Origin of the sequence: Enterococcus sp. DIV2449a, assembly GCF_051711225.1 — a bacterium.
In the GTDB taxonomy this organism is placed as follows: domain Bacteria; phylum Bacillota; class Bacilli; order Lactobacillales; family Enterococcaceae; genus Enterococcus_D; species Enterococcus_D casseliflavus.
The window spans coordinates 1-21,840 of record NZ_JBIOME010000003.1 but is presented as its reverse complement, the minus strand read 5'-3'; the positions used below and the strand labels follow the sequence as shown (position 1 = coordinate 21,840).

Below are 21,840 nucleotides of genomic sequence, written 5' to 3'. Positions count from 1 at the left end.
AGCCACCTAGCGAAATAAAGCATGTTATTGATAAAACTTCGTGCTGTTTGATATTGAGCGTGGTGTGTTAGTCTGAACTGGACAGGCTGGCTCATGCCAGGCTTCCCAGACAGTGGACACACCGCGAGAGGCTCGATGTCAAACAGCTAATAGACTAGCGGTTTCGTCAAGGAAAGCTTGCTTTGGTGTTTGATAGCCTAAGATTTTCCTCGGTAGTTGATTCATCCAATTTTCAATACGTTTAATATGCACACGAGAGACGAGACGCATCGTGCTTCCTTTTGCGATAAAGCGCCGAATCAAACCATTGTGTCTTTCATTGGTTCCACGTTCCCATGAAGAATAGGGGTGCGTAAAATAGACCTCAACGATGCCATCAAGACACGCAGATAGCGTTGAAAACTCAACGCCGTTATCAGAAGTGATCGTTTTAAATATATCCTTAAAGAAATGTCCAGACTGCTCTTGAAGATTCTCGATGGCAGATTGAACCGCCAAGGCATTTTTACCTTCGATTTTTTGAATGATTTCAACCCAACAACAGTGTCGATTTCCCAGTGACCAAACTCTTCTCTGGAAGTTACATGTTCTGGGCGTAGATCAATTGACTTACCTAGAAACGTCTTGTTCTTCCTATTCTTTATTGATTTAGTTTCTCTTCGCACTTTCAAGATAAGATCAATGTTTTGGGTTTCCATAAACCCTTTGTCGATCCAGTTGTATAAGGTCTTTGTGCAGGGAATCATTTTTTCTGGAAACAGGCGCGATACTTTCGCAGCACCAACAACACTATCTGGCGATTGATACAATCTTAAAATTTGATCATCCGCATAGTCAATGAAATCAGTTGATTCGACCCAAAGGTAAGTTCTGCCAGAGTTCAATCGCGCAGTATCATAAGCTGCTTGCCCAGCTTCAGGAGAATATTCAGTCTTGCGATAATCATATTGTTTCGTCCTGTGTATTTGACGTTGTTTGATGACTTCAACAGTCCCGTCTTTGATTTCATTATGGATCGTTTGAGGAGCGCGTCCCAATTCTTTAGCGATTGCTCGATTAGACAATCCCAATTTGTTCTTCAAATAAGCGATCAGTTGCCGTTCATCAAATGATAGGTGTTTTCCTTTACGTGATTTTGTGGTATGTTCAGTATGCGTCATAGTGAAATCTCCTTATTGATTGTGTAGGAACTTCAATAATACACGATTTTTCGCTATGGCGTTTTTTTATTGCTTGAGAGTGGCTAAGTTCATTTTACAATGAGCCATTTTTTTAGAATTATCTATAAATTCAAATATATTTAAAAAGTTCAATATTCCTGATAATCCATACATCAAATCATAATCTGATTTCCTGACCGATTTACTATACAAATTCTGATAACAATCTTTAATTTTTATTTTACACATTTCAAAAAAAATATTCTCAAATTTTTGCTTTATTGAAATGTTTGCTTCAAATTCTGTTGCAAGTAATAAAAAACCTACTATATAAGACATTTGACCTTCAATTATAGATATATGACTTTCATCTATCATAATTTTTTTTGGCGTATCCTTTTGTATTATTTTAACCAAAATTTCTTCAAACATATTAATTTTTTTCAAAATGTTTCTTGTATCATTATTAATTAGTAATAATGATGTAGTTAAATATTCACTCCCAGTTATTTGCTTTTTAAGCAGATAACTATTACAATATCTTATGATATCTTTTTCCACTAAATCGATAATATATTTTTTTTCAGACTGTATATTCAAAATAGTACCTCATTTCAATTTGGAAAGGGATTTTTTATGTATAAAAATTTATTTTCTAAAACTAATTTTTTAATAGCCTTCATAGTTGTTGCTACATCAATTGGATTTTCTTTCTATAGTAATTACCATACGAAACCAGTTGAAAAAGAATTAGCTAATAGAATTTCAAATGTTGATATGACGCTTGATTATTTGATTCAAAATTCTGAAAATGAAGATCTGATTACTAGTTTGATTGATTATGAAACACTCTCAAATCGTCTTTACTCTTATTTTTTTATGGACAACTTTAAAAGCTATAATTTAACGTATGATAAACTGTTAGATACAGAAAAAAAGATAATAATGAATACGAATATAGATTTTCCATTGCCCTTTCTTCAAAACATAGAGGATTTAAATAAAAACAAAATAATAACATCATATCTAGCGGACAATAATATAATTATAAACCCTAATATCAATTACGTACAAGAACAACTTTATTCTTTTGTACCCATTTCAATAATTATCATTTCAGTTGTTTCTATAATAACTAATTCATCTATTTATTTATACGAAAAGAAAAATTACAGTATTTTTATGGTTTTCCCTAAAAATTACATACTATATTTCGGAAGAAAAATAGCCAAATCGCTGTTGAATGTGCTATTTTTATACTTATTATCAATACTTTCTTTCGTAGGATCTAGTATTTTTATTTTTAAAGGACAACTAACAACTATTCCTTTCACTACCTGGTTTGGTAACCAATTTGTGAACTTAAATATATATGAGTATATATATTACGGATTATTTTGCCTATCTCTATTAACATTACTCATATTTTCTCTTTGTGCTTTTATTAACATCAGTTCTTCTTCTCAAACTATCACTACTGTCATAGTTATTTTGATAGGATATTTTCTATATATTTTATCACTTCAAAGAACATTAGTAGGTTCTTACGTCTCTATCTTATTCCCTCTAATAACTCCTCAAGAAAAAAGTTATTTTATTTTTGGTTTGAGTTATATTAATCCGTATATTTCTATATTACTTATAATACTAATAGTATCTATTCTATTAACAATTAGCCAAATAAATTTTAGGAGGTTTTGGCTTGCTTAATATACTTATTTATGAGATTAAAAAATTTTTTTCATCAAGAACTGTACGAATATTTTTCCTTATATCAGTTTGTCTAGGGATTGGATACTCTTTTTTAGATATGGATAGTTCAAATATGGGCACTAAGGAAAGTACCTCATCATTGCTAATATCAAAAACTTTGGATTCTGGAGATATTAATATTTTAAGGGAAAAATTATCAAATAAATCTCAATGGTCAGATTTTTCAAAAATATCATCTATATGGTACCTAGAAAAAGGACAGCAACAAGATGTCCCTCCAAAATATTTTGCTTTCAGAAACTACTTTGGGTTACTTGATGGAATGTACAGCTATTTCTACACTGCATCCTTGTATAGTGGGGCATCTAAAGTTCCTGATAATAAATTAAGTGCTAATATATTAGACGAGAAAAGTGGTTTCCAATCTATTTTCTCATCTACAAAATCAAAATCTTTTCAGATTATATATATTTTGTTCATCCTATCCATATTTAACATATTTATTAATGATAAAAAAAATTATAGTGTTAATTTATTAATTCCAGGTAGCGACGCAAAAATCTTGTTTGCAAAATATATTTGCATCATCTTAACAGGTGTTTCAATGTTTATTAGTTTTTTAACAGCTGTATTTTTATCAAATTCACTTAGATATGGATTTGGTACTTTATCTTTAGACGTACCAATTTTTCAAACTTATATCCAAAAGAACGGGTTTCAAATTATTGAAAATGGTAATTGGTTTATTAATAGGTCTTTAGTGAATACTATATTAATCTCATTATTTTGCATTATTCTTATATTAAATGTCATAGCATTACTTTCAATTTTTTTAAACCAACTATTTCCAGCAAAAAGAATAGTTTTTTTTCCTTCGTTATTATTAGTTATTTTCAGTCTTATCCCTACCGGAAGATATTCTTTAGTATCTGAATACAACAAGTTTGTTCCTTGGAATTATTTGAATGTAGGACAGTTAATTTCTGGAGAACTTAATTACTGGTCAGGAAACCGCAATCTCAACTTAGGAAACTTTATCTTTCTCTACTCCCTTTTAATACTAATTCTGTCCACTTTTATTTTAGTTTTATGGAGGTATAAACATAGTGAAAAACATTATCTCTCTTTCTAATATAAGTAAAAAATTTAAAAACAAAACTATATTTGATAATCTCTCTTTATCTATTCAAGAAAATCAAAAAATTGGTATAGTCGCTCCTAACGGAACTGGAAAATCTTCTTTGCTCCATATAATTTCGGGAATTTCCAAGCCAACAGCTGGATCATTAATTCTTTTTGATAATAAAACTTACAAAAGCTACAAAGATACTCAAATTATAAGGAAATCAATGTGTTGTCTACCTCTTATAGACCATCTTGATGCAAATTTTACTGGTATTGACTATTTAAAATTATACAAAAAATCTTGGAAATCAAAAATTTCAATTGAAGATACAGTGAAAATTTTTTCTTTAGAAAATTTTTACAGTAAAAAAATTAATTCATACTCTTACGGAATGCGGCAAAAATTGTGCTTAGCTCTTGTATATATATCTGATGCTTCTATTTTCATATTAGATGAATATACTAATGGGCTCGATACTGATTACAGAAGAAATATTTCAAAATTATTACAAGAATTAACAAAAAAAACTATAATAACTGTCTCACATTCTTTAGAGGATCTACAATATTTGTGTGATACGGTACTATTTTTAAAAAAAAGAAATGTTTATCGTACTTTTCCTGATGATTTTGATACTAATAACTTATATATTAAAGTAGATGAGCCAATTTATGATGTAGAATTCTATTCGAAATGTGCTAGTCGATATATATATACCATGAATACTAGTACAGTTAGTTATCTTGTCAAAAATAATAAAAGATTCTCTATCGATAATTTAACGTTAGAGGAATGTTACCAGTTTGTTTATGCTGAAGAAAATGAACAATGAAGTATAATATTTTAAAATTTTGTCTTATGCTTAACGAATGTATGTAAAGTGAAGAAAAAATGCACCAGATACCTCTGTAGAGCAAAAGGTTGATATTTCACTGAAATCTTGCTATAATTACTATGTAAAGAGGAGTTGCGCTAACAACTCCCCACAGCACCGTTTAAGACGGTGGCAGTTTTATTAGTTAAGAAATAACCGCATCCTGCTAAAGTTGACGGTTATTTTTTTGCACTCTTTTTTCGTTTCTTCTTGCTTTTACGCTTAGAAGAACGCGTGTTTATAATCGTATCTGCTAGTTTCACACATGCTTCTATTAAACCAATGAAGGCTAACAAAACAGGCGCTATTGCTAACAAAATGCCGATTATATCCACATCTTGCAAAAGGCTACTCCTTTCTTCAGATTTCGATAGTACATTCATAATGCACCACCTCACTTTCAAAAAAAGCGCCACCGTCACAAACTTTACTGTACTCATATTATACCATAACTCACGCTAAAAACCTATATTTATCAAGGCTTTTAGCGTTTTTTTATGTCTAAATCCGAGTGAAATGCTTGTTCCTTCAGTCGCTCCAGCCACCACCACCGCTCCTTCAGAAACCGTGTTGCTGACACAACCCGAAGTGATCGATAGAAAAAAATACCAGGATCAGGCAGAGATCTCTTGTTCTTTTAATACCAGGATAGACAAAGCCTTCGCAAACTGCAGTAAGCCGGATTGAGAATCATCGACGATCACATTTTTCTGATAATGGATCCGATCACTCACGTGATTGATTGATAATCCGTAGACAAAACGCATCAAAAAAATCTTCCGTCTCCGATCGGTGATTTCTGGTTTATATGGATGGCTAATGGCCGTCAGACCCAAAGAAAACAAGTTGTGAAAATAAAGAAACTCTTGTTTGAACTGCTGGTTTTCTTGAACAAAGCTGGAGTGTTTGATTTCTGGTATATCCTGGTCTAAGAGTGAATACGTTGAATGGATCGGCGGCATCCTCGTCAATCCCATCCTTTCTCTGACGAATTTACAATTTAAGTGCAACAACAATAATAAAATAAAAAAAGATCCATAGTTTTCCTATAAAATAGATGTACCAACCAACTATTAGAAGGAGAAAGCTATGAATCCATACACACATCTTACCATGAATGAGCGAGAAACAATATTCCTAATGTATGAACAAGGCGAAACTATCGGGCATATATCCGAGACCCTGGACCGTTCTAAATCGACTATCTCAAGAGAATTACATCGTAATTCAAACAAGGATGGCAGTTATTCACCGTCAACTGCTCATGGAGAGTATAAACGTAGAAAACAACTATGTGGCAGACATCGCACGCTAGATAAAGACTCTATTTTCCAGTTGGTCAAACGACTATTTCTCAACGAACAATGGTCTCCAGAACAAATTTCTGGTCGTTTGAACCTTGAAAATGCCAAAAATAAAATCAGTTATAATACTATCTATCGTGCAATTTATCGTGGCGACTTCGATGAGCCTGGTTTATCAACCGGTAATCGAGGCGCTATCCGTAAATTAAGACACAGAGGTAAAACACGCCATTCTAAAAATCGCGTAGAGAGAAGAGGAAAGATCCCTATCTCCAATACGATTCATGAACGACCAGATAGCGCTAATGAACGAACTGAGATTGGTCATTGGGAAGCAGATACAGTTGCAGGTCAAACTGGTAAAGCGTGCTTAGTAACGCTAGTTGATAGAAAATCTAGGTTATTACTAATCGGTAAATCTGAGAAGAAAGCTTCTAAGCCGGTAGTTGACCAAATGATTAAATTACTACAAGGTATTGATTCTAATTTTTGTAAAACCATTACACCTGACCGTGGTAAAGAATTCAGTCAACACGCCCGATTGACTAAGGAATTAAATAATACGCAAATTTATTTTCCAGATCCTCATGCCCCTTGGCAAAGAGGATCTAATGAGAATACAAATGGACTCCTTAGAGAGTACTCACCGAAAGGTGTTGATTTGACAGATGCAACTGATGAAGAGATACAAGGTTGGGCAACGAAATTAAATACACGTCCCAAAAAATGTTTGAATTGGAAAATACCTTATGAAATCTTTTATAAAACTGTGTTGCACTTAATTTGATAATTTAAGACAAAGAAGTGTATACTTAGTTGGGTAAATAAATTCTATTTACGATAAACATTGACCTTTGGAGGTAATACGAATGAAATACGTTATAGTAGGAACTTCGCATGCTGGTTTTGAAGCTGTGCAAACTCTATTGAAAAAAGACTCAGATGCAGAAATCGTTGTATTTGAAGCTGGATCAACCGCTTCTTTCTTATCATGTGGTATTCAGTCCTATCTAGAAGACATTTCAAAATCTTTGGATGAATTACACTACGCAAATGAAGCATCATATAAAGAACAAGGCGTTGATATCCGCATGAACACAAGTGTGATTGCCATCAACCCAGACACAAAAGAAATTACAACACGCACTACTGACGGTGTGGAAGCTACAGAAAGTTACGACAAACTATTGCTTTCTCCAGGTGGTGTACCAGGTACAATCCCGAATGTAGATGACCAACACGAAAACATCTTCTACTTACGTGGTAGAAACTGGGCAGATAAAGTGAAAAATCGTATGTCTTCAGCTAAAAAAGCTGTAGTTGTTGGTGCTGGTTACATCGGTATCGAAGCAGCAATTGCTTACGCACAAGCTGGCATCGACGTAACAGTTGTCGACTTTGTTGATTCAATCTTACCAACTTACCTTGACAGTGAATTCACTAGTCTTCTAACAAAACATATGGAAGAAAAAGGTATGAAGATTAAAACTGGCGAAGGTGTGAAAGAATTTAAAGTCAACGAAAACAACGAAGTAACTGCTGTTGTCACTGACAAAGGCACTTACGAAGCAGATACAGTTATTATCAGTGTTGGGGTTCGTCCAAACACACAATGGTTGAAAGACACTTTAACCCTTGATGGTCGCGGCTTTGTTGAAGTCAACGAACACATGGAAACTTCAGTTAAAGATGTTTACGCTGCAGGTGATGCAACTGCTATTCCTTTTGCACCTACAAACGACAAAGCTTACATTGCTTTAGCAACTAACGCTCGTCGCCAAGGTGTCATCATGGCTCGTCACGCAAGTGGTGATGCAGACGCTAAAATTGGTCGCGTAAACGGTACATCAGGTCTTGCTGTATTTGACTACAAATTCGCTACTACTGGTATCAAGGATGCTAACGCAAACTCTTACCAAGGAAATGTGAAATCTGTTTACAAAGAAGACTTAATCCGTCCTTCATTTATGCATGACGAAGAAAAAGTTTTAATGAAGCTTCATTACGATGCAGATAACGGTCGTATATTAGGTGCTCAATTAATGTCAACTTATGACATTCTTCAAGCTATTAATGCTGTATCTGTTGCGATTGAAGCTGAATGGACTGTAGACCAATTAGCGCAAGCTGATTTCTTCTTCCAACCAGAATTCAGCCGTCCTTGGAACTTCTTAAATGTCTTAGCGCAAGAAGCTCAAGGTCAACCATACGGCGCAGACACAATGCTTTTCTAATCCAAACGAAAGCCACTTTTTCACTACAGATATATAACATTCTTTATAACAAATAAAAGACAGGCGGTAGACTCTCATTTAATCTACTCGCCTGTCTTTTTCTTCTATTATGTAGCTCACGATATCCGGTTCCAAAGGTCAAACTCTTCCAACACTTCCCAAAATACGCCAATTACTTAGCAGTACTTGTTCGGCTTTTGCTCCAGCGCGCCGAGTCTTAGCGACTTTTGTCACACCTCTAATTTTTACTCTAACCAACCATCAACTGTTTCACGATTGGCTTCAATCCAATTATCTGCTGCTTCTTCTGGTTCTACATCTGTCGCTAATTCTTCCATAACAGAAGACATATCTTCAACTTCCCAGTAGAAGTTATCAATAATCTTATAGGCTTCTGGATTATCTTCCTTTAGCCCTTCTCTTGCGTATGAATGAATTTCCTCGTAGCCACCAAAGACATTTTCTGGATCGTCAAGCATCTTAAGATCATAATCCATGAACATCCAATGCGGCTTCCAACCAACCACAACTATATCCTCTTCATTATTGATAGCCTGATCTAATTCAGCAATCATAGCACCTGTTGAACTCACAGAAACCTCCCAATCGGATAGATTGTCATACTCCTTAACAGCATTTTGGGCACTGTTGGTAACACCTGCCCCTGGTTCAATTGCTGTAATAGTTGAATCATTTTCATCCGTGAGGTCGGTAATCGAATTGATATCTTCCATATATGTTGGAACAGTTAATGCTGAAATAGCACCTTCTAGGTTAGCCCCTAAATCAACCATCGAGTCACCATATTTCTCTGCATAGGCCTGGTGCGTTGTAGGCACCCAACCGCCGACCATAGCATCCAACTGCCCTTCTGCAACCGAACTAAACATGATGGCCGGGTCTACTGTTGTAATTTGTACGTTGAACCCTGCTTCTTTTAGCACCTGTGCCAGGACATTTGTTGAAGCTATTTCAGACTCCCAATTCACAGTTGCTAGAGTCACTGTTTGGCCACCAGAATCAGCACCTACAGTCGTTTTATACGAATCTTCACTGCCAAAGGTAAATAATAGCCCTATAACTGTTGCTACTAATAAACTCATTTTCTTAAACATTTTTACACGTCCCAAAAAATGTTTGAATTGGAAAACACCTTATGAAATCTTTTATAAAACTGTGTTGCACTTAATTTGACAATTTAAGATCAAAAAAGACCTGGGTTTCCAGGTCTTTTTTCGTCTTTGTTTCTCAAAATGGCAAATCATCATCTGGTAAATCGATGGCCGTGCTGCTTTGTGCAAAGGGATTCGTTTCTTGTTTTGGCAGCGGCGGCGGTGTCGGTTTGCTTTTTTCAGCGGTTTCGTTGGATTCATTCGCACGCTGCTCAAACACATCTTTTGATTCCATTAATTGAAACGTCTCTGCCACGACTTCCGTGACGTACACTCGCTGTCCTTGTGGGTTATCGTAAGATCTTGTCTGAATACGTCCAGTCACGCCGAGAAGCGTCCCTTTCTTTGCATAATTGGCAAGGGTTTCGGCTGGTTTGCGCCAAATGACACAATTTATGAAGTCAGCTTCTCTTTGCCCGCTTTGATTGGTAAAATTTCGATTCACGGCCAAAGTGAACGTGGCCACTGCAGAACCGTTCGGTGTAAATTTTAATTCTGGATCTCTCGTTAATCTTCCTACTAATACGACGTTATTGATCATGCTTTATTCCCTGCTTTCTTGGCTTTTTTTGGCGCATTGACAAATGATACAAAAGTGATCTGTCCCGTATCGCTCAACTTGATTTTTGCATGATAGGTCGTCTTGTCTACCTTTTTGATTCCTGAAACTACGGTTTCTTTCCCGACTAACAAATCCTTCAGATTGGTTTTCGTCAATTTTTTCTTCCGGAACTGATCAGATAACGTAAACGTACAGTTGGGATAATTCGAACAACCGTAGAAAGACTTTTTCAACACCACATTTCCGCCACATTTCGGACATTTCCCGATCGTCTGCTTATCAGCTTCTTTTTTGACTTCCGCTTGGTAGGTGTGGAAATTCAACTTCTGTATATCATCTGGCACGTGTTCGATTAAATGAACGATAAACTTCTTGATATTAGTAATAAAGGTCTCTTGATTCCCTTCTTTTTTCCCGATTTTCTTTAAGTACGTTTCCCATTTTGCCGTCATTTCAGCACTCGTCAATAAATGCTGGCTTTCAACTGCCTGGCACAATAATTTTCCTTTTTCGGTAACGATCAATTTATTTTTTTCTACTTTGATATATTCTTTTTGCTTCAGTGTTTCAATAATGCTCGCACGTGTCGCTTCTGTACCGATTCCTTCGACTTCCTGAAGGATCTTGATCGCTTGTTCATCATCTACGGTCTTATTCGCCGTTTTCATAGCTGTGAGCAACGTGCCTTCAGTAAATGGTTTCGGTGGCTGCGTCTCTTTCTGTATGCTTTTTACCTCCGCTTGAATCGCTTCACCGATCATCACAGCTGGTAACGTTTGGCTCTCTTCGTTCTCCTTGTTGGCATCGGATTTAAATAAGATCTTCCACCCCTCGACTTTTGGCACTTTTCCCGTCGCTTTAAAACAGAGAGCTGATACGTTGGTTTCTATGACGGTTTCTTCATAAGTGTAATCTGGTAAAAACATGGCGATCGTTGTTTTCATGACGAGCAGATAGATTTTCTTTTGTAGATCATCTAATTTGTTGAATACCGACTCACTTGCGACTTGCTTCGTTGGAATAATGGCGTAATGCTCTTGCACCTTACTTCCATCGACATATCGCTTTCTTGGCTGGTCTTGTGTCATAGGTTCATCTATCGATAGAAAACGAGCATAATTGTCGTAATTCGCTTTTAAGTATTGAAATTCACTGTTTGTAATAAATGGTGTATCCGTTCTTGGATAGCTCGGTTCTGTTGCAAAGTTTTAAATCTACTATCAAATAAGGTAGAATAATAGAAAAAGATAGCAGGAGGAATGACGATGAATCATTTTAAAGGAAAGCAATTTCAGCAGGATGTGATTATTGTAGCCGTGGGCTACTATCTTCGTTATAACCTTAGCTATCGTGAAGTTCAAGAAATCTTATATGATCGTGGCATTAACGTTTCTCATACGACGATTTATCGTTGGGTGCAAGAATATGGCAAACTACTCTATCAAATTTGGAAAAAGAAAAATAAAAAATCCTTTTATTCATGGAAAATGGATGAAACGTACATCAAAATTAAAGGAAAATGGCATTATTTGTATCGAGCCATCGATGCAGATGGTTTAACCTTGGATATTTGGTTACGTAAAAAACGGGACACACAAGCAGCCTATGCTTTTCTTAAGCGGTTAGTGAAGCAGTTTGATGAACCGAAGGTTGTAGTCACAGATAAAGCCCCCTCTATTACAAGTGCCTTTAAGAAACTAAAAGAATACGGCTTTTATCAAGGGACAGAACATCGTACCATTAAATACCTGAATAATTTGATTGAACAAGACCATCGTCCAGTAAAGAGACGCAATAAATTCTATCGAAGTTTACGCACTGCCTCACCCACGATTAAAGGCATGGAAGCCATTCGAGGATTATATAAGAAAACCCGAAAAGAAGGCACTCTCTTCGGGTTTTCGGTCTGTACTGAAATCAAGGTATTATTGGGAATCCCAGCTTAAATCATAGATACCGTAAGGGATTTTATTCTTTATTTAAAACTTTGCAACAGAACCACATTTTCCGTTTTACCTTGATATTGTGGCAACTGATCCACTACTTCTGAAAATGCTTCAAAGTCCTCTTCGTATTGATCATAGCTTCGGAGCGCTTTATAACTCTTTTCTAGCTTTTGATAAGCACTTACTTGCGCAATCATCGTTTTAAGATCATTGGGATTATCCCATAGGTCGGCTTCGCTTTGTTTATAAAGTGTTGAACATTCGATAAATTCTTTTTTGACTTCTTCATATTCTCTTGGAATCAGTTGATCAAAGTTTTGATTTTCATTTGAGAATAGACGAAACGTGTTTTGCACATTTTCTTCCATGGTGAAGGGTTTTCTAAAAGAGACAATCAACCCAGAATCTTTTCCTGTATAAATACGGTTGGTTCTTGAGAACGCTTGAAGGAGCTTTTGATAGTTCATTTCTCGATCAATATATAAGGTTTGAATCGTTGGAGAATCAAAGCCTGTCAATAAACGATCGACAACAATGACAAAATCTAGCCACTGACCATCCGATTGATATTGCTTTTCCTTACGGGCCAACCGTTTATTAATATTTTGATTGTAGAGTTTCTCATCTTGATAAGGAGAGGCATCAAACTGTTTCGCATACTCTTTCATGATCTCTGCTAATTCATCGTCTTGTTCATTTTTTTCTAATTGATCCGGATTGGTTGAGAAGGTAATAGCTACTCTTGGGAAATCTTTATCAATCAGTTGATGACGTTCATCAAATTGTCGCCCATTCAAGAGTGTCCCATTATCTTTCATTTCCTTTAAAATGCGGTAAATATGTTTGGCTTGAGCAATCGAGTGAGTGGTAAGAATGGCTGACATCGTAGGAAAACCATTCTGTACCTTGAACTTTTTGACCACACTTCTCCGATTAAAGATTTTTTGTAACATGGCCGAGATATGCTCATCTGTTTCATACAGTTCCGTAGGCAATAGTTTTTCTTGTTGGAGGGCTTCATCTGGCAACTTTCCTTTATTGAGTTGGGTGACAATCACCTCTTGATCCTCTTCTGAAACCAGTGAATGATACTCGACTTGAAAGCCTAAAACAGCGCCATCATCCATAGCGTTTTTGGTTGTATAGGAGTGAAGGAGTGGCCCGTACTGCTGGCTCGTTGTTCTAGCAAAAGTTCCATTTTCTTGCTTTTTATTTTCTTCAAAAATAGGCGTCCCCGTTAATCCAAACCAGGTTGAATTGGGTAATATTTTCTTAATTCGCTTCATTTCCTCATCACTAACCGCACGATGAGCCTCATCAACAATAAAAACAATATGTTCTTGCCGTAGCTTCTCAAATTGATTCGAGCCTTTTTCTTCACTCTCTTGTTGGGCGCTTCGCATAGCCGCAGAGAGTTTTTGAATCGTGGTCACTAAAATCGTATTATTATTTTTTGATGATAGGAGGTTTCGAGCCAACTGTTTTTGATTTTTGATCCCAACAATCAAAGTATTGGCTACCGAATTTCCGGTCGTTTGTCCGGTATGGTATTCCGAGGCAAACTTCGTAAACTCATCCTGCGTTTGAGCATCTAAGTCTGTTCTATCAACAACCATGACCGTACGATCGACACCGATCGCATTTTGTGCTAATAATTTCGTTGCGACAAAACTGGTAATGGTCTTTCCTGAACCTGTCGCATGCCAAATAAATCCTCCTTCATGCTGTGCCGCTTTTTGACGAATCTTACGAATAGCATGAATTTGGTAAGGCCTTAAAACCATGAGGAATTTTTGATTTTTTTGATCATCGACGAGAATGGTATATTGGCTAATCAATTCATGGGCATCGGGTATCCGCAAAACTGTACGAGTAAAATCAAACAAATCGGGAACCGTTTGATTGTCTTCAGTCCGCCAATTAAATAAAAACTTCTTCATCCGAGCATAGGCTTCAGCGGTATCTTCACTAGGTCTTGCAAAGTATCGGGTATCGACTTTATTGGAGATTACCATGATTTGAGTAGTTGCGTAAATCCCTTTAAAAAATCCATCTTCTGCATAACGCTGAATTTGATAATAAGCTTGCATAAAACCGTCTTTAGCGGACTCTTTTTTGAGCTCAATATGAATGATTGGGAGCCCATTAATCAGCAAACTCACATCTCCACGATCTACTCTAGAGGAATCTGGGACCACTTGGTGAACCACCTCATAAGAAGAAGTTCCTCCTGAGATATCCTTATTTCTAAAGGCTTCTAAAGTCACTTTTTTCCCATCTTCTCGCTCTAATAAAACTTGAGCCACCCCGTTTTCTCCTCTAAGCCATTGAGAAGCTAAAAAAGGCGTTCCGGTCAAACGTGAAAACTCGACTTTGACTTGCTTAAATTCTTTGTCCGTTAATAGTTGCTCTTCCAATACTGCTAAATTTATTCGGTTCAAATGGCCTCTAAAGTTTTGCCAAAGTGCTTCTTCCGACTTCAAGTCCGGACGATAAGTCCACTGATTTTCTTTCTCACTTAAGATTTGTATGAACTGGTTTTCAATCATTTGTTCCAAATGACTCATTTGATCCCTCTCATTTCCATAGTTGCCACCATTTTTTAGATTCTGTTTTTACAGGCTCTTTTTCTTTTGCCTTGTTTCGTTCTTCTTCTGATAACTTCAATTGAGCTTTCAGTCGTTCAATTTCTTCCTGCGCCTCACCCCTTATCGACGAGCCATCTTTCATATCCTCCCGAGGCATTTTAAGAGCTTTCAATTCATTGATTTCTGATTTATACTCTTCTAGTAATTTTTTATCCTGTAAGGCTAGACGTTGTTGTTGGTCTAAAAGATTTTGCATATTACTTAATTGTTTGAATTGTTCATCCTTAGTGTTTTGTAAATCTTTTATCTGCTCTTTTTGATACTCAATTATATCTAGTATATATTTAATATCTGCATTAATTTCGTTATTATTCCGGAAGTTTTCGGTTTGCGAATTTGGTTTTTGTTCTAGGTTTTCGGTTTGCGATTCTTGGTTTTCGGTCACCCCCTCAAACATTCTCTTTAGAAGTTGATTTTAGGTACTGCCATGACATACATTTTTGTTTCATAACCTTTGGCTTGAAGCATTGTTGCAGTTTGAATGGGAACGTCTGTTGTTCGTCCTGTACCTTCAATCACCAAGTTATACCCTTGATCGCTCAAACGGCTTATGATTGCTTCTGTCATGCGATTAGAATAAGGCGTCACGTGTTTTACTACGTCTTTTTCATAAAGCTTCACTAGTTCATCAAAATTAGGGTGCTGTTGTTTAAAGGTATCATTATCAATGACAATAACATTCCCTTGTGTTTCTTCAAGAATTGCTGATCGCAAACTGGTTTTTCCTGATCCTGGTTGCCCACCAAGTAAAAAAGCGGTTGGCGATTCAACCGCTTTTTTTCCTTGAACCAATTCTTCTAAATTATCATTTAAGCGATTTTCAAATTGTTTGTCAGTAAAATTGACTATATTTACCATATTAAGCCACTTTCTCTTTATTCAAAACTTGTTTTGAATAGCGGTTCATTGACCGCCAATACTCATGAACGGCTTGTAATTCTTCTAAAGAATAATCAAAAAGATTTACACGTTTTGCAAGCTTTAATTGGTTTAATAAATTGACTTCCAATAATTGAGAGTCATTTTTATTTAATTCATGATTCAAAACATAGTTTAATACTCGATTATAAACGCTTGCCGATAATTCGTTAATGATCTCTATTTCAAAAGTTTTTTCATACGTAACTGCCATTTCATTTCCACTCCTTATTAAAGTTTATCAGGTAAATATTTCCGTATATATTCTTCTAAGGCTTGATCCATAACTTCTTTTACGTTTCCGCCATTTTTTGCTGTTTCAATTTTTATAATATGGTGTAAGTCAGCACGAACACGAACCGTCTTATCTCCCATTATATCTTTTTTTGCACTGATTGGTGTATCATTTCGTTTTGCTTTTTGCGCGCCTAAATTTCCCACAATCACTCACTTCTTTCTATTTATTCTTACTCTTATTTTATCATCAACAATCACAAATCACTTGTGATTTGTGATAGGTGATTTGTGATTAATATATAAAAGCCCTGTTTAAAGGGCTTTTATGCTTATTTTGAAAAAGAGATAAAATCAATATATCCCTTTTCTCCGATTTTTACAACGGCATTGTAGGACTTTTTATCTTTCGTTTTGATTCCTTTTACCAGGGTTTCTTTTCCCTCTAGTAATTCTTTTACATTTGTTTTGGTGAGTTTTTTCTTTCTAAAATGTTCAGCTAAAGTAAACTTACATTCAGGATAATTTGAACAACCATAAAACGATTTTTTTAATACAATATTGTTGCCACACTTAGGACATTTTCCTACAATACTTTTTTCTGCTTCTTTTTCTTTCTGTTCCTGGTAATCAGAAAAATTTAGTTTTTCTATATCGTTAGGTACAGCTTCCAGTAAATGAACAATGAATTTTTTGATATTCGTAATAAAGTTCTCTTGATTGCCTTCTCTTTTACCGATTTTTTTTAAATACGTTTCCCATTTAGCCGTCATTTCAGCACTCGTTAAAAGGTGCTGACTTTCAACTGCCTGGCACAATAATTTTCCTTTTTCAGTTACAACAAGCTTATTCTTAATCACTTGGATATATTCTTTTTGTTTTAACGCTTCAATAATACTTGCTCTTGTCGCTTCTGTTCCGATCCCCTCGACTTCTTGTAAAATCTTGATTGCTTCTTCATCATCAACCGTTTTATTAGCGGTTTTCATAGCAGTTAATAATGTACCCTCTGTAAAAGCTTTCGGTGGTTGTGTTTCTTTTTCGGCACTCTTAACGTCAACCTCGGCATGTTCTCCAATGATAACCAAGGGTAACGTTTGAACGTCCTCTTTTTCTTCTTTGGTTTGTTGTTTGAAAAGAATTTTCCAACCTTCTTGTTTTGGTGTCTTTCCGATCGATTGAAACAGCAAATCAGCTACTTTCGTTTGTATCTTGGTTTCTTCATACAAGTAATCAGGTAAAAACATGGCAACGGTCGTTTTAACGACTAAAGCATAAATTTTTCGTTGTAAATCGTCCATTTTCGCTAATGCAGATTCGGTAGGTACTTGTTTTGTTGGGATAATGGCGTGGTGTTCCTGTACCTTACTACCGTCCACATAACGCTTTCTAGGCTCTGTTTGAACCATTTCAAGATCAAGTCCTAAAAAACCGCTATATTTGCCAAAATTCGCTTTTAAATAAGCAAATTCGTTCTCTGTAATAAATGGTGTATCTGTTCTTGGATAACTCAATAATTTTGCTTCATACAGTCCTTGCATAGCTTTTAAAGTTTGGCTCGCTGTCGCTTTATAAAGCTGATTGACTTTTGATTGCAAACTACTTAAAGAAAACAGACTAGGACTATTCGTTTTTTTCTCTTTGGTTTGCACGTCAGCGATTCTGCCCTCTTGATTGCCTATTTTAGCGTGATTTGAAGAAACAAAGGATAAAAGTTCCTCTTGGGTCTTAAATCGCTGTGAAGGGCTGAGATTTCCTTTAAAAGAGCCTTGTTTTACGGTTATATCTGCTTCTATCTCAAAAAAAGGTTCTTTCTTAAAGTTTTCTATTGCTTCCTGGCGTTGATAAATGAGATATAAAGTCGGTGTTTGTACACGTCCTAGTGAAAATGTACCTTGTACGCCTTTTTGTTGTAAATTCAAGGTATATAAAGGGCTTGCGTTCATTCCAATCAACCAATCAGCAATTTGGCGTGTTTGCGCTTCTTGATAAAAGGGATAGTAATTCATTCCTGGTTGCAAATTTTGAAAACCGCTTCGGATCACATCTTTTTCTAAGCTATTGATCCATAGTCTTTTAAATGTTTTATCTTTTGAAAAGGCATTTGCTTTATGGATAATCGACCAGGCGATATTTTCACCTTCTCTGTCGCTATCTGTTGCAACAATAATTGTATTTGCCTTTTTGAGAAGTTCTGCAACAATTTTAAACTGCTTTCCCTTATCTTTTGCAACTTCAAAATCGTATCGATCAGGAAAAATCGGCAAAGATTCAAGTTTCCAGTTCTGCCACTTTTCGTTATAATGACCTGGTTCTGCTAATTCGACTAAATGCCCAAAACCAAAGGTGATAAACGTTTCATCTGTAAATAGTGGGTCTTTGATCTCAAAATAACCGTCTTTTTTGGTGCTTTGTTTTAAAGCACTTGCGTAGGCTAATGCCTGGCTTGGTTTTTCAGCTAAAATAACCGTACTCATTAACTATCCCTCTTTTCATTGTTTTTTCTTTGATCTACTGTCACGTTGTATCTTGATCGATACCTTCTAAACGTTCGGCGATTAATTCCAGTTTGTTCTTCAACTTCTTTATCGGATAAACCGTTCAAAAACAAATCGAAAGCGTGTTGTAAACGTGGATCATTTTCTTTGAATTTAGGTTGTCGCCCTTTGAATTTTCCTTTTTTCTTAGCAATTTCAATTCCTTGGGCTTGGCGTTCTTTAATTCGTTTGCGTTCAGATTCCGCTTGGTACTTATACAATTCAATCACTAAATTATTAATCAGCCGTCTTAAATTTTCATCTTCAATACCATTCATTGAGGGCAAATTTAAGACTTCCAGGGTTGCCCCCTTAATTTGAATTTGATTCATCAATTCTGTTAATTCTTTATTATTTCGTCCTAATCGATCTAATTCAGTAACAACAACTATATCCCCTTCACGAATATAGTTAAGCATAGCTTGTAATTGTGGGCGTTCGACCGATTGACCGCTTAATTTGTCTGAAAAGACCTTAGAAACGCCCTCTAACGCTTTCAGTTGTCTATCTAACTTCTGTTCTTTGCTACTGACACGTGCATAACCAATTTTAGCCATTTTCAACCAACCTCTAAAATTCTCTCGGTTGCAATAACCAATCAGCTATATCTACTTTTTCAATTTCAAATTGCTTATCAGAAATTGTCTTTTCGTAAGCGATAAAATCTTGGGCATATTGTTGCTCATTAAAAATAGCCACCACTTCGTCATTTTCTAAAACTCGATAAATAAATTTTTTCATTTTACTCCTCCTATTATGCTCAACTTAAATGACCTATTCACCAAGTCAATTATACTGCTAAAACCATATTAGGACAAATAAGTATAACCCTAGTGGCCATTTTTGATCCATTATCAATGGCTTTTTAAATTAGGGCCTAGTACTTTTGGAATGGAAATACTTTCCAACACCAAAAATTCTAGACCCGATTATTTTTGTTAAACGAGATTTCTATATATAATGGAATTATAAATTTACTGTTGGAGGTTTTTATGACTGATTTATTTGCAGATGGGACTATCTCTATCCATGGAGCTCAAGAAAATAACTTAAAGGATGTCAGTTTAGATATTCCTAAGCATAAAACGACTGTATTTGCTGGTCTTTCTGGGTCTGGTAAATCCTCTTTAGTTTTTGATACATTAGCCGCTGTTTCCCGACGTGAATTGAATGAAACTTTTCCTAGTTTCACCCAACAATATTTGCCTAAATACGGTCAACCTGAAGTGAACCGAATCGACAACTTACCAGTGGCAATTGTGGTTGAACAGAAGCCTATTGGTCGTAATTCTCGATCTACTCTGGCAACCTACACCGGCATCTATTCCGTCTTACGTTTGATGTTTTCTCGAATTGGACAGCCTTGGGTTGGGTATTCTGAATGGTTTTCCTTTAACCTACCTCAGGGAATGTGTCCAAAATGTCAGGGATTAGGCTTTGTTGACGACATAGATGAACGTCAATTAATTGATCCTAATAAATCACTCAATGAAGGTGCAATGACTTTTGCCGGTTTTCAACCGGGAACTTGGCGTTGGAAGGAATATGGCAACAGTGGATTATTTGATTTAGACAAAAAAATTAAAGACTACACCGATGAAGAATATGATTTATTCATGCACGCTCCGCAACAAAAATTAAAAAATCCACCGGCAAATTGGGGCCGTACGGCATTATATGAAGGACTAGTTCCACGTATGCTTCGCTCTGTTATTCATAGTGCCTCAGGTCGTCATCATGAAGCTGCCTTATCAAAGATTGTCACTCGAAAACCTTGCCCAGTATGTCATGGAACACGTCTGAACAAAAAGGCTCTAACTGGTAAAATTGCTGGCAAAAATATTGCAGAAGTCAGCGATATGGATTTAGTAAGTGTCCTAAAATTTTTGGATAATATCTCGGACCCCAAGGCTAAAACAATGGTGCGTGAACTACATAGTAAAGTTCAAGCTTTGGTCGACATCGGTTTAGGTTATCTTTCCCTTGGCCGTGGAACTGATACTCTATCTGGTGGAGAAGCTCAACGAATTAAAATTGCCAAATATTTGACGAGTTCCCTATCCGATTTAGTTTACGTACTCGATGAACCAAGTGTAGGACTCCATCCTCACGATATTAAATTAATTACCCAATCCTTAAAAAAGCTCAAGGAACATGGCAATACCATTATCCTAGTTGATCACAACCCTGCCATTATTTCGACAGCAGATTATGTCGTGGAAATGGGACCACAAGCCGGCAAAAATGGTGGTCAAGTAACTTTCACTGGTACCTACGACGAACTATTACGGTCAGATACGATTACGGGTAAAATGTTACGAGAAAAAATCACTTTCCCAAAGCCTAGTGAACCTCAATCTTGGCTAAATGTTAATCATGTAACTTCTCATAATTTAAAAGACGTATCTACCAGAATCCCTCAAGGTGTAATGACCGTGATATCTGGACCAGCAGGTTCTGGAAAAAGTACTTTAGTCCAAGCTTTCAAACAACAAGTTTCTGATCAAGACTATATTGATTTGAGTCAGGATTCTGTAGGTTTGAATATTCGTTCTACACCTGCAACTTACTTGAACATTTTAAATCCTCTACGAAAGCTTTTCAGTAAAGCCAACAATGGCGTTTCAACACAACTATTTAGTTATAACGGTAAAGGTGCTTGTCCCCGTTGCAAAGGTAAAGGTGTGATGATCACCGAGATGGCATTCATGGATCCAATCGTTCAAGAATGTGAGTTGTGTCATGGGAAACGTTATAGCCAAGAAGCACTACAATACACTTATCATGGCAAAGATATTTCTGAGGTTCTAAATCTTTCTATCAACGACACTTTAGAGTTTTTCAAAGATGTGCCAGATATCTACAAAAAGGTTAGTCTACTCCACCAAGTTGGACTTGGTTATTTGAATCTTAGCCAGTCGATGACCACTTTATCTGGTGGTGAAGTGCAACGTGTTAAGTTAGCAATGGAATTGAATCATACCGGCCGAATCTATTTCTTAGATGAACCAACAACCGGATTGCACTTACAGGATACTCAACAATTGATCGATTTATTTGAAGGATTGGTTGATAAGGGCAATACATTAATTCTGATTGAACATAATCTGAAATTAATTTCACGAGCCGATTGGTTAGTCGATATGGAGCTAATATCATGATGCAGTCTAATAAGCACCACTTAATTCCGCTTTTGTTTTTTCGGACCCTAACAACCGCAAGCCGTTTAAGATGACGAGGATTGTGGAGCCCTCATGGAATAGTACTGCTAAAGGAAGTCCCAGAACGCCGAACATATTTAAAGTAATCAAGCTGACAATAACAGCGATGGAGAAAATGACATTTTGAATAATGATTTTATTTAATTTCTTGCTTAGCTGATAGCTATAAAACAATTTAGACAAATCATTCT

Annotated in this window: 17 protein-coding genes and 6 pseudogenes; 7 read left to right on the top strand and 16 right to left on the bottom strand. The window is 36.1% G+C overall.

Translation table 11 applies throughout. The features are described 5' to 3' along the window. Window positions 1-138 precede the first annotated feature (138 nt). Window positions 139-1,160: pseudogene (locus IGI76_RS17065) on the bottom strand (IS30 family transposase). Window positions 1,161-1,226: 66 nt separating this feature from the next. Further along, a complete protein-coding gene (locus tag IGI76_RS17060; protein ID WP_231473646.1) occupies window positions 1,227-1,760 on the bottom strand; it encodes a hypothetical protein in 534 nt (177 codons plus the stop codon). Between the two features lie 36 nt (window positions 1,761-1,796). Between IGI76_RS17060 and IGI76_RS17055 the strand changes: the two genes are divergently transcribed. Genes IGI76_RS17055 through IGI76_RS17045 form a run of 3 tightly spaced genes read left to right on the top strand, consistent with a single transcriptional unit; the run spans window position 1,797 to window position 4,831 of the window. Further along, window positions 1,797-2,870 carry a hypothetical protein gene (locus tag IGI76_RS17055; protein ID WP_231473647.1) on the top strand — a complete coding sequence of 358 codons (1,074 nt, stop codon included), beginning with the start codon at window positions 1,797-1,799 and terminating at the stop codon, window positions 2,868-2,870. After that, the gene (locus IGI76_RS17050; protein WP_231473648.1) at window positions 2,863-4,005 is read left to right on the top strand and encodes a hypothetical protein; all 1,143 of its coding nucleotides are present in this window, start codon (window positions 2,863-2,865) and stop codon (window positions 4,003-4,005) included. The genes IGI76_RS17055 and IGI76_RS17050 overlap by 8 nt, the downstream gene beginning before the upstream one ends. Next, entirely contained in the window at window positions 3,980-4,831 is an 852-nt protein-coding gene (locus IGI76_RS17045) for an ATP-binding cassette domain-containing protein (protein ID WP_231473649.1), read from the top strand. Before IGI76_RS17050 ends, IGI76_RS17045 begins: the two co-directional genes overlap by 26 nt. Before the next feature lie 221 nt (window positions 4,832-5,052). Here the strand turns inward: IGI76_RS17045 and IGI76_RS17040 are convergent, their stop codons facing one another. Together IGI76_RS17040 and IGI76_RS17035 are read right to left on the bottom strand one after the other, a co-directional pair. Continuing rightward, window positions 5,053-5,256 (bottom strand): hypothetical protein, encoded by a 204-nt coding sequence (locus IGI76_RS17040; protein ID WP_010750032.1) that lies wholly within the window; start codon window positions 5,254-5,256, stop codon window positions 5,053-5,055. A gap of 231 nt (window positions 5,257-5,487) precedes the next feature. Further along, window positions 5,488-5,850 carry a transcriptional regulator gene (locus IGI76_RS17035; RefSeq protein ID WP_231473650.1) on the bottom strand — a complete coding sequence of 121 codons (363 nt, stop codon included), beginning with the start codon at window positions 5,848-5,850 and terminating at the stop codon, window positions 5,488-5,490. A gap of 112 nt (window positions 5,851-5,962) precedes the next feature. On the opposite strand from IGI76_RS17035, the gene IGI76_RS17030 reads away from it, so the two are divergent. Continuing rightward, window positions 5,963-6,964, top strand: a complete 1,002-nt coding sequence (locus IGI76_RS17030; protein ID WP_438781837.1) for an IS30 family transposase — start codon at window positions 5,963-5,965, stop codon at window positions 6,962-6,964. 82 nt (window positions 6,965-7,046) lie between these two features. Beyond that, window positions 7,047-8,411: an FAD-dependent oxidoreductase gene (locus IGI76_RS17025; RefSeq protein WP_002337519.1), complete on the top strand. Its 1,365-nt coding sequence runs from the start codon at window positions 7,047-7,049 to the stop codon at window positions 8,409-8,411. 245 nt (window positions 8,412-8,656) lie between these two features. On the opposite strand, the gene IGI76_RS17020 is transcribed toward IGI76_RS17025, so the two are convergent. The 3 genes and pseudogenes from IGI76_RS17020 to IGI76_RS17010 all read right to left on the bottom strand — a co-directional run. Then, complete coding sequence (locus tag IGI76_RS17020; RefSeq protein WP_003728480.1) at window positions 8,657-9,526, bottom strand: glycine betaine ABC transporter substrate-binding protein; 870 nt, start codon at window positions 9,524-9,526, stop codon at window positions 8,657-8,659. A 133-nt stretch (window positions 9,527-9,659) separates the two neighbouring features. Next, a complete protein-coding gene (ssb, locus tag IGI76_RS17015; RefSeq protein WP_081117366.1) occupies window positions 9,660-10,124 on the bottom strand; it encodes a single-stranded DNA-binding protein in 465 nt (154 codons plus the stop codon). Next, window positions 10,121-11,335, bottom strand: a pseudogene (locus IGI76_RS17010) (DNA topoisomerase); the annotation flags it as partial. The pseudogene IGI76_RS17010 and the gene ssb, both read right to left, overlap by 4 nt. A gap of 75 nt (window positions 11,336-11,410) precedes the next feature. Between IGI76_RS17010 and IGI76_RS17005 the strand changes: the two are divergent. Then, window positions 11,411-12,091: an IS6-like element IS1216 family transposase gene (locus IGI76_RS17005; RefSeq protein WP_013646119.1), complete on the top strand. Its 681-nt coding sequence runs from the start codon at window positions 11,411-11,413 to the stop codon at window positions 12,089-12,091. 53 nt (window positions 12,092-12,144) lie between these two features. On the opposite strand, the pseudogene IGI76_RS17000 reads toward IGI76_RS17005, so the two are convergent. From IGI76_RS17000 to IGI76_RS16965, 8 genes and pseudogenes are all read right to left on the bottom strand, one after another. After that, window positions 12,145-14,658: pseudogene (locus IGI76_RS17000) on the bottom strand (type I restriction endonuclease subunit R); the annotation flags it as partial. Window positions 14,659-14,668: 10 nt separating this feature from the next. Continuing rightward, entirely contained in the window at window positions 14,669-15,136 is a 468-nt protein-coding gene (locus IGI76_RS16995; RefSeq protein ID WP_438792267.1) for a hypothetical protein, read from the bottom strand. 11 nt (window positions 15,137-15,147) lie between these two features. Then, window positions 15,148-15,597: pseudogene (locus IGI76_RS16990) on the bottom strand (zeta toxin family protein); the annotation flags it as partial. Between the two features lies 1 nt (window position 15,598). Then, complete coding sequence (locus IGI76_RS16985) at window positions 15,599-15,871, bottom strand: antitoxin (protein WP_000301765.1); 273 nt, start codon at window positions 15,869-15,871, stop codon at window positions 15,599-15,601. Between the two features lie 17 nt (window positions 15,872-15,888). Next, entirely contained in the window at window positions 15,889-16,104 is a 216-nt protein-coding gene (locus IGI76_RS16980; protein ID WP_001835296.1) for a peptide-binding protein, read from the bottom strand. Window positions 16,105-16,223: 119 nt separating this feature from the next. Then, window positions 16,224-18,368 carry a DNA topoisomerase 3 gene (locus tag IGI76_RS16975; RefSeq protein ID WP_438781844.1) on the bottom strand — a complete coding sequence of 715 codons (2,145 nt, stop codon included), beginning with the start codon at window positions 18,366-18,368 and terminating at the stop codon, window positions 16,224-16,226. After that, the gene (locus tag IGI76_RS16970) at window positions 18,368-18,985 is read right to left on the bottom strand and encodes a recombinase family protein (protein ID WP_438781846.1); all 618 of its coding nucleotides are present in this window, start codon (window positions 18,983-18,985) and stop codon (window positions 18,368-18,370) included. The genes IGI76_RS16975 and IGI76_RS16970 overlap by 1 nt, the downstream gene beginning before the upstream one ends. A gap of 13 nt (window positions 18,986-18,998) precedes the next feature. Continuing rightward, a complete protein-coding gene (locus IGI76_RS16965) occupies window positions 18,999-19,169 on the bottom strand; it encodes a hypothetical protein (protein WP_000713595.1) in 171 nt (56 codons plus the stop codon). A 251-nt stretch (window positions 19,170-19,420) separates the two neighbouring features. Between IGI76_RS16965 and IGI76_RS16960 the strand changes: the two are divergent. Next, window positions 19,421-21,574, top strand: a pseudogene (locus IGI76_RS16960) (ATP-binding cassette domain-containing protein); the annotation flags it as partial. Window positions 21,575-21,595: 21 nt separating this feature from the next. Here the strand turns inward: IGI76_RS16960 and IGI76_RS16955 are convergent. Continuing rightward, window positions 21,596-21,840: pseudogene (locus tag IGI76_RS16955) on the bottom strand (heavy metal translocating P-type ATPase); the annotation flags it as partial.

Bases quoted from the DNA above. Each gene is read 5' to 3' on its own strand.
- IGI76_RS17055 (WP_231473647.1), top strand. From the start codon at position 1,797: ATGTATAAAAATTTATTTTCTAAAACTAATTTTTTAATAGCCTTCATA.
- IGI76_RS17040 (WP_010750032.1), bottom strand. From the start codon at position 5,256: ATGAATGTACTATCGAAATCTGAAGAAAGGAGTAGCCTTTTGCAAGAT.
- IGI76_RS17035 (WP_231473650.1), bottom strand. From the start codon at position 5,850: ATGGGATTGACGAGGATGCCGCCGATCCATTCAACGTATTCACTCTTA.
- IGI76_RS17030 (WP_438781837.1), top strand. From the start codon at position 5,963: ATGAATCCATACACACATCTTACCATGAATGAGCGAGAAACAATATTC.
- IGI76_RS17025 (WP_002337519.1), top strand. From the start codon at position 7,047: ATGAAATACGTTATAGTAGGAACTTCGCATGCTGGTTTTGAAGCTGTG.
- IGI76_RS17020 (WP_003728480.1), bottom strand. From the start codon at position 9,526: ATGTTTAAGAAAATGAGTTTATTAGTAGCAACAGTTATAGGGCTATTA.
- ssb (WP_081117366.1), bottom strand. From the start codon at position 10,124: ATGATCAATAACGTCGTATTAGTAGGAAGATTAACGAGAGATCCAGAA.
- IGI76_RS17005 (WP_013646119.1), top strand. From the start codon at position 11,411: ATGAATCATTTTAAAGGAAAGCAATTTCAGCAGGATGTGATTATTGTA.
- IGI76_RS16995 (WP_438792267.1), bottom strand. From the start codon at position 15,136: ATGTTTGAGGGGGTGACCGAAAACCAAGAATCGCAAACCGAAAACCTA.
- IGI76_RS16985 (WP_000301765.1), bottom strand. From the start codon at position 15,871: ATGGCAGTTACGTATGAAAAAACTTTTGAAATAGAGATCATTAACGAA.
- IGI76_RS16975 (WP_438781844.1), bottom strand. From the start codon at position 18,368: ATGAGTACGGTTATTTTAGCTGAAAAACCAAGCCAGGCATTAGCCTAC.
- IGI76_RS16970 (WP_438781846.1), bottom strand. From the start codon at position 18,985: ATGGCTAAAATTGGTTATGCACGTGTCAGTAGCAAAGAACAGAAGTTA.
- IGI76_RS16965 (WP_000713595.1), bottom strand. From the start codon at position 19,169: ATGAAAAAATTTATTTATCGAGTTTTAGAAAATGACGAAGTGGTGGCT.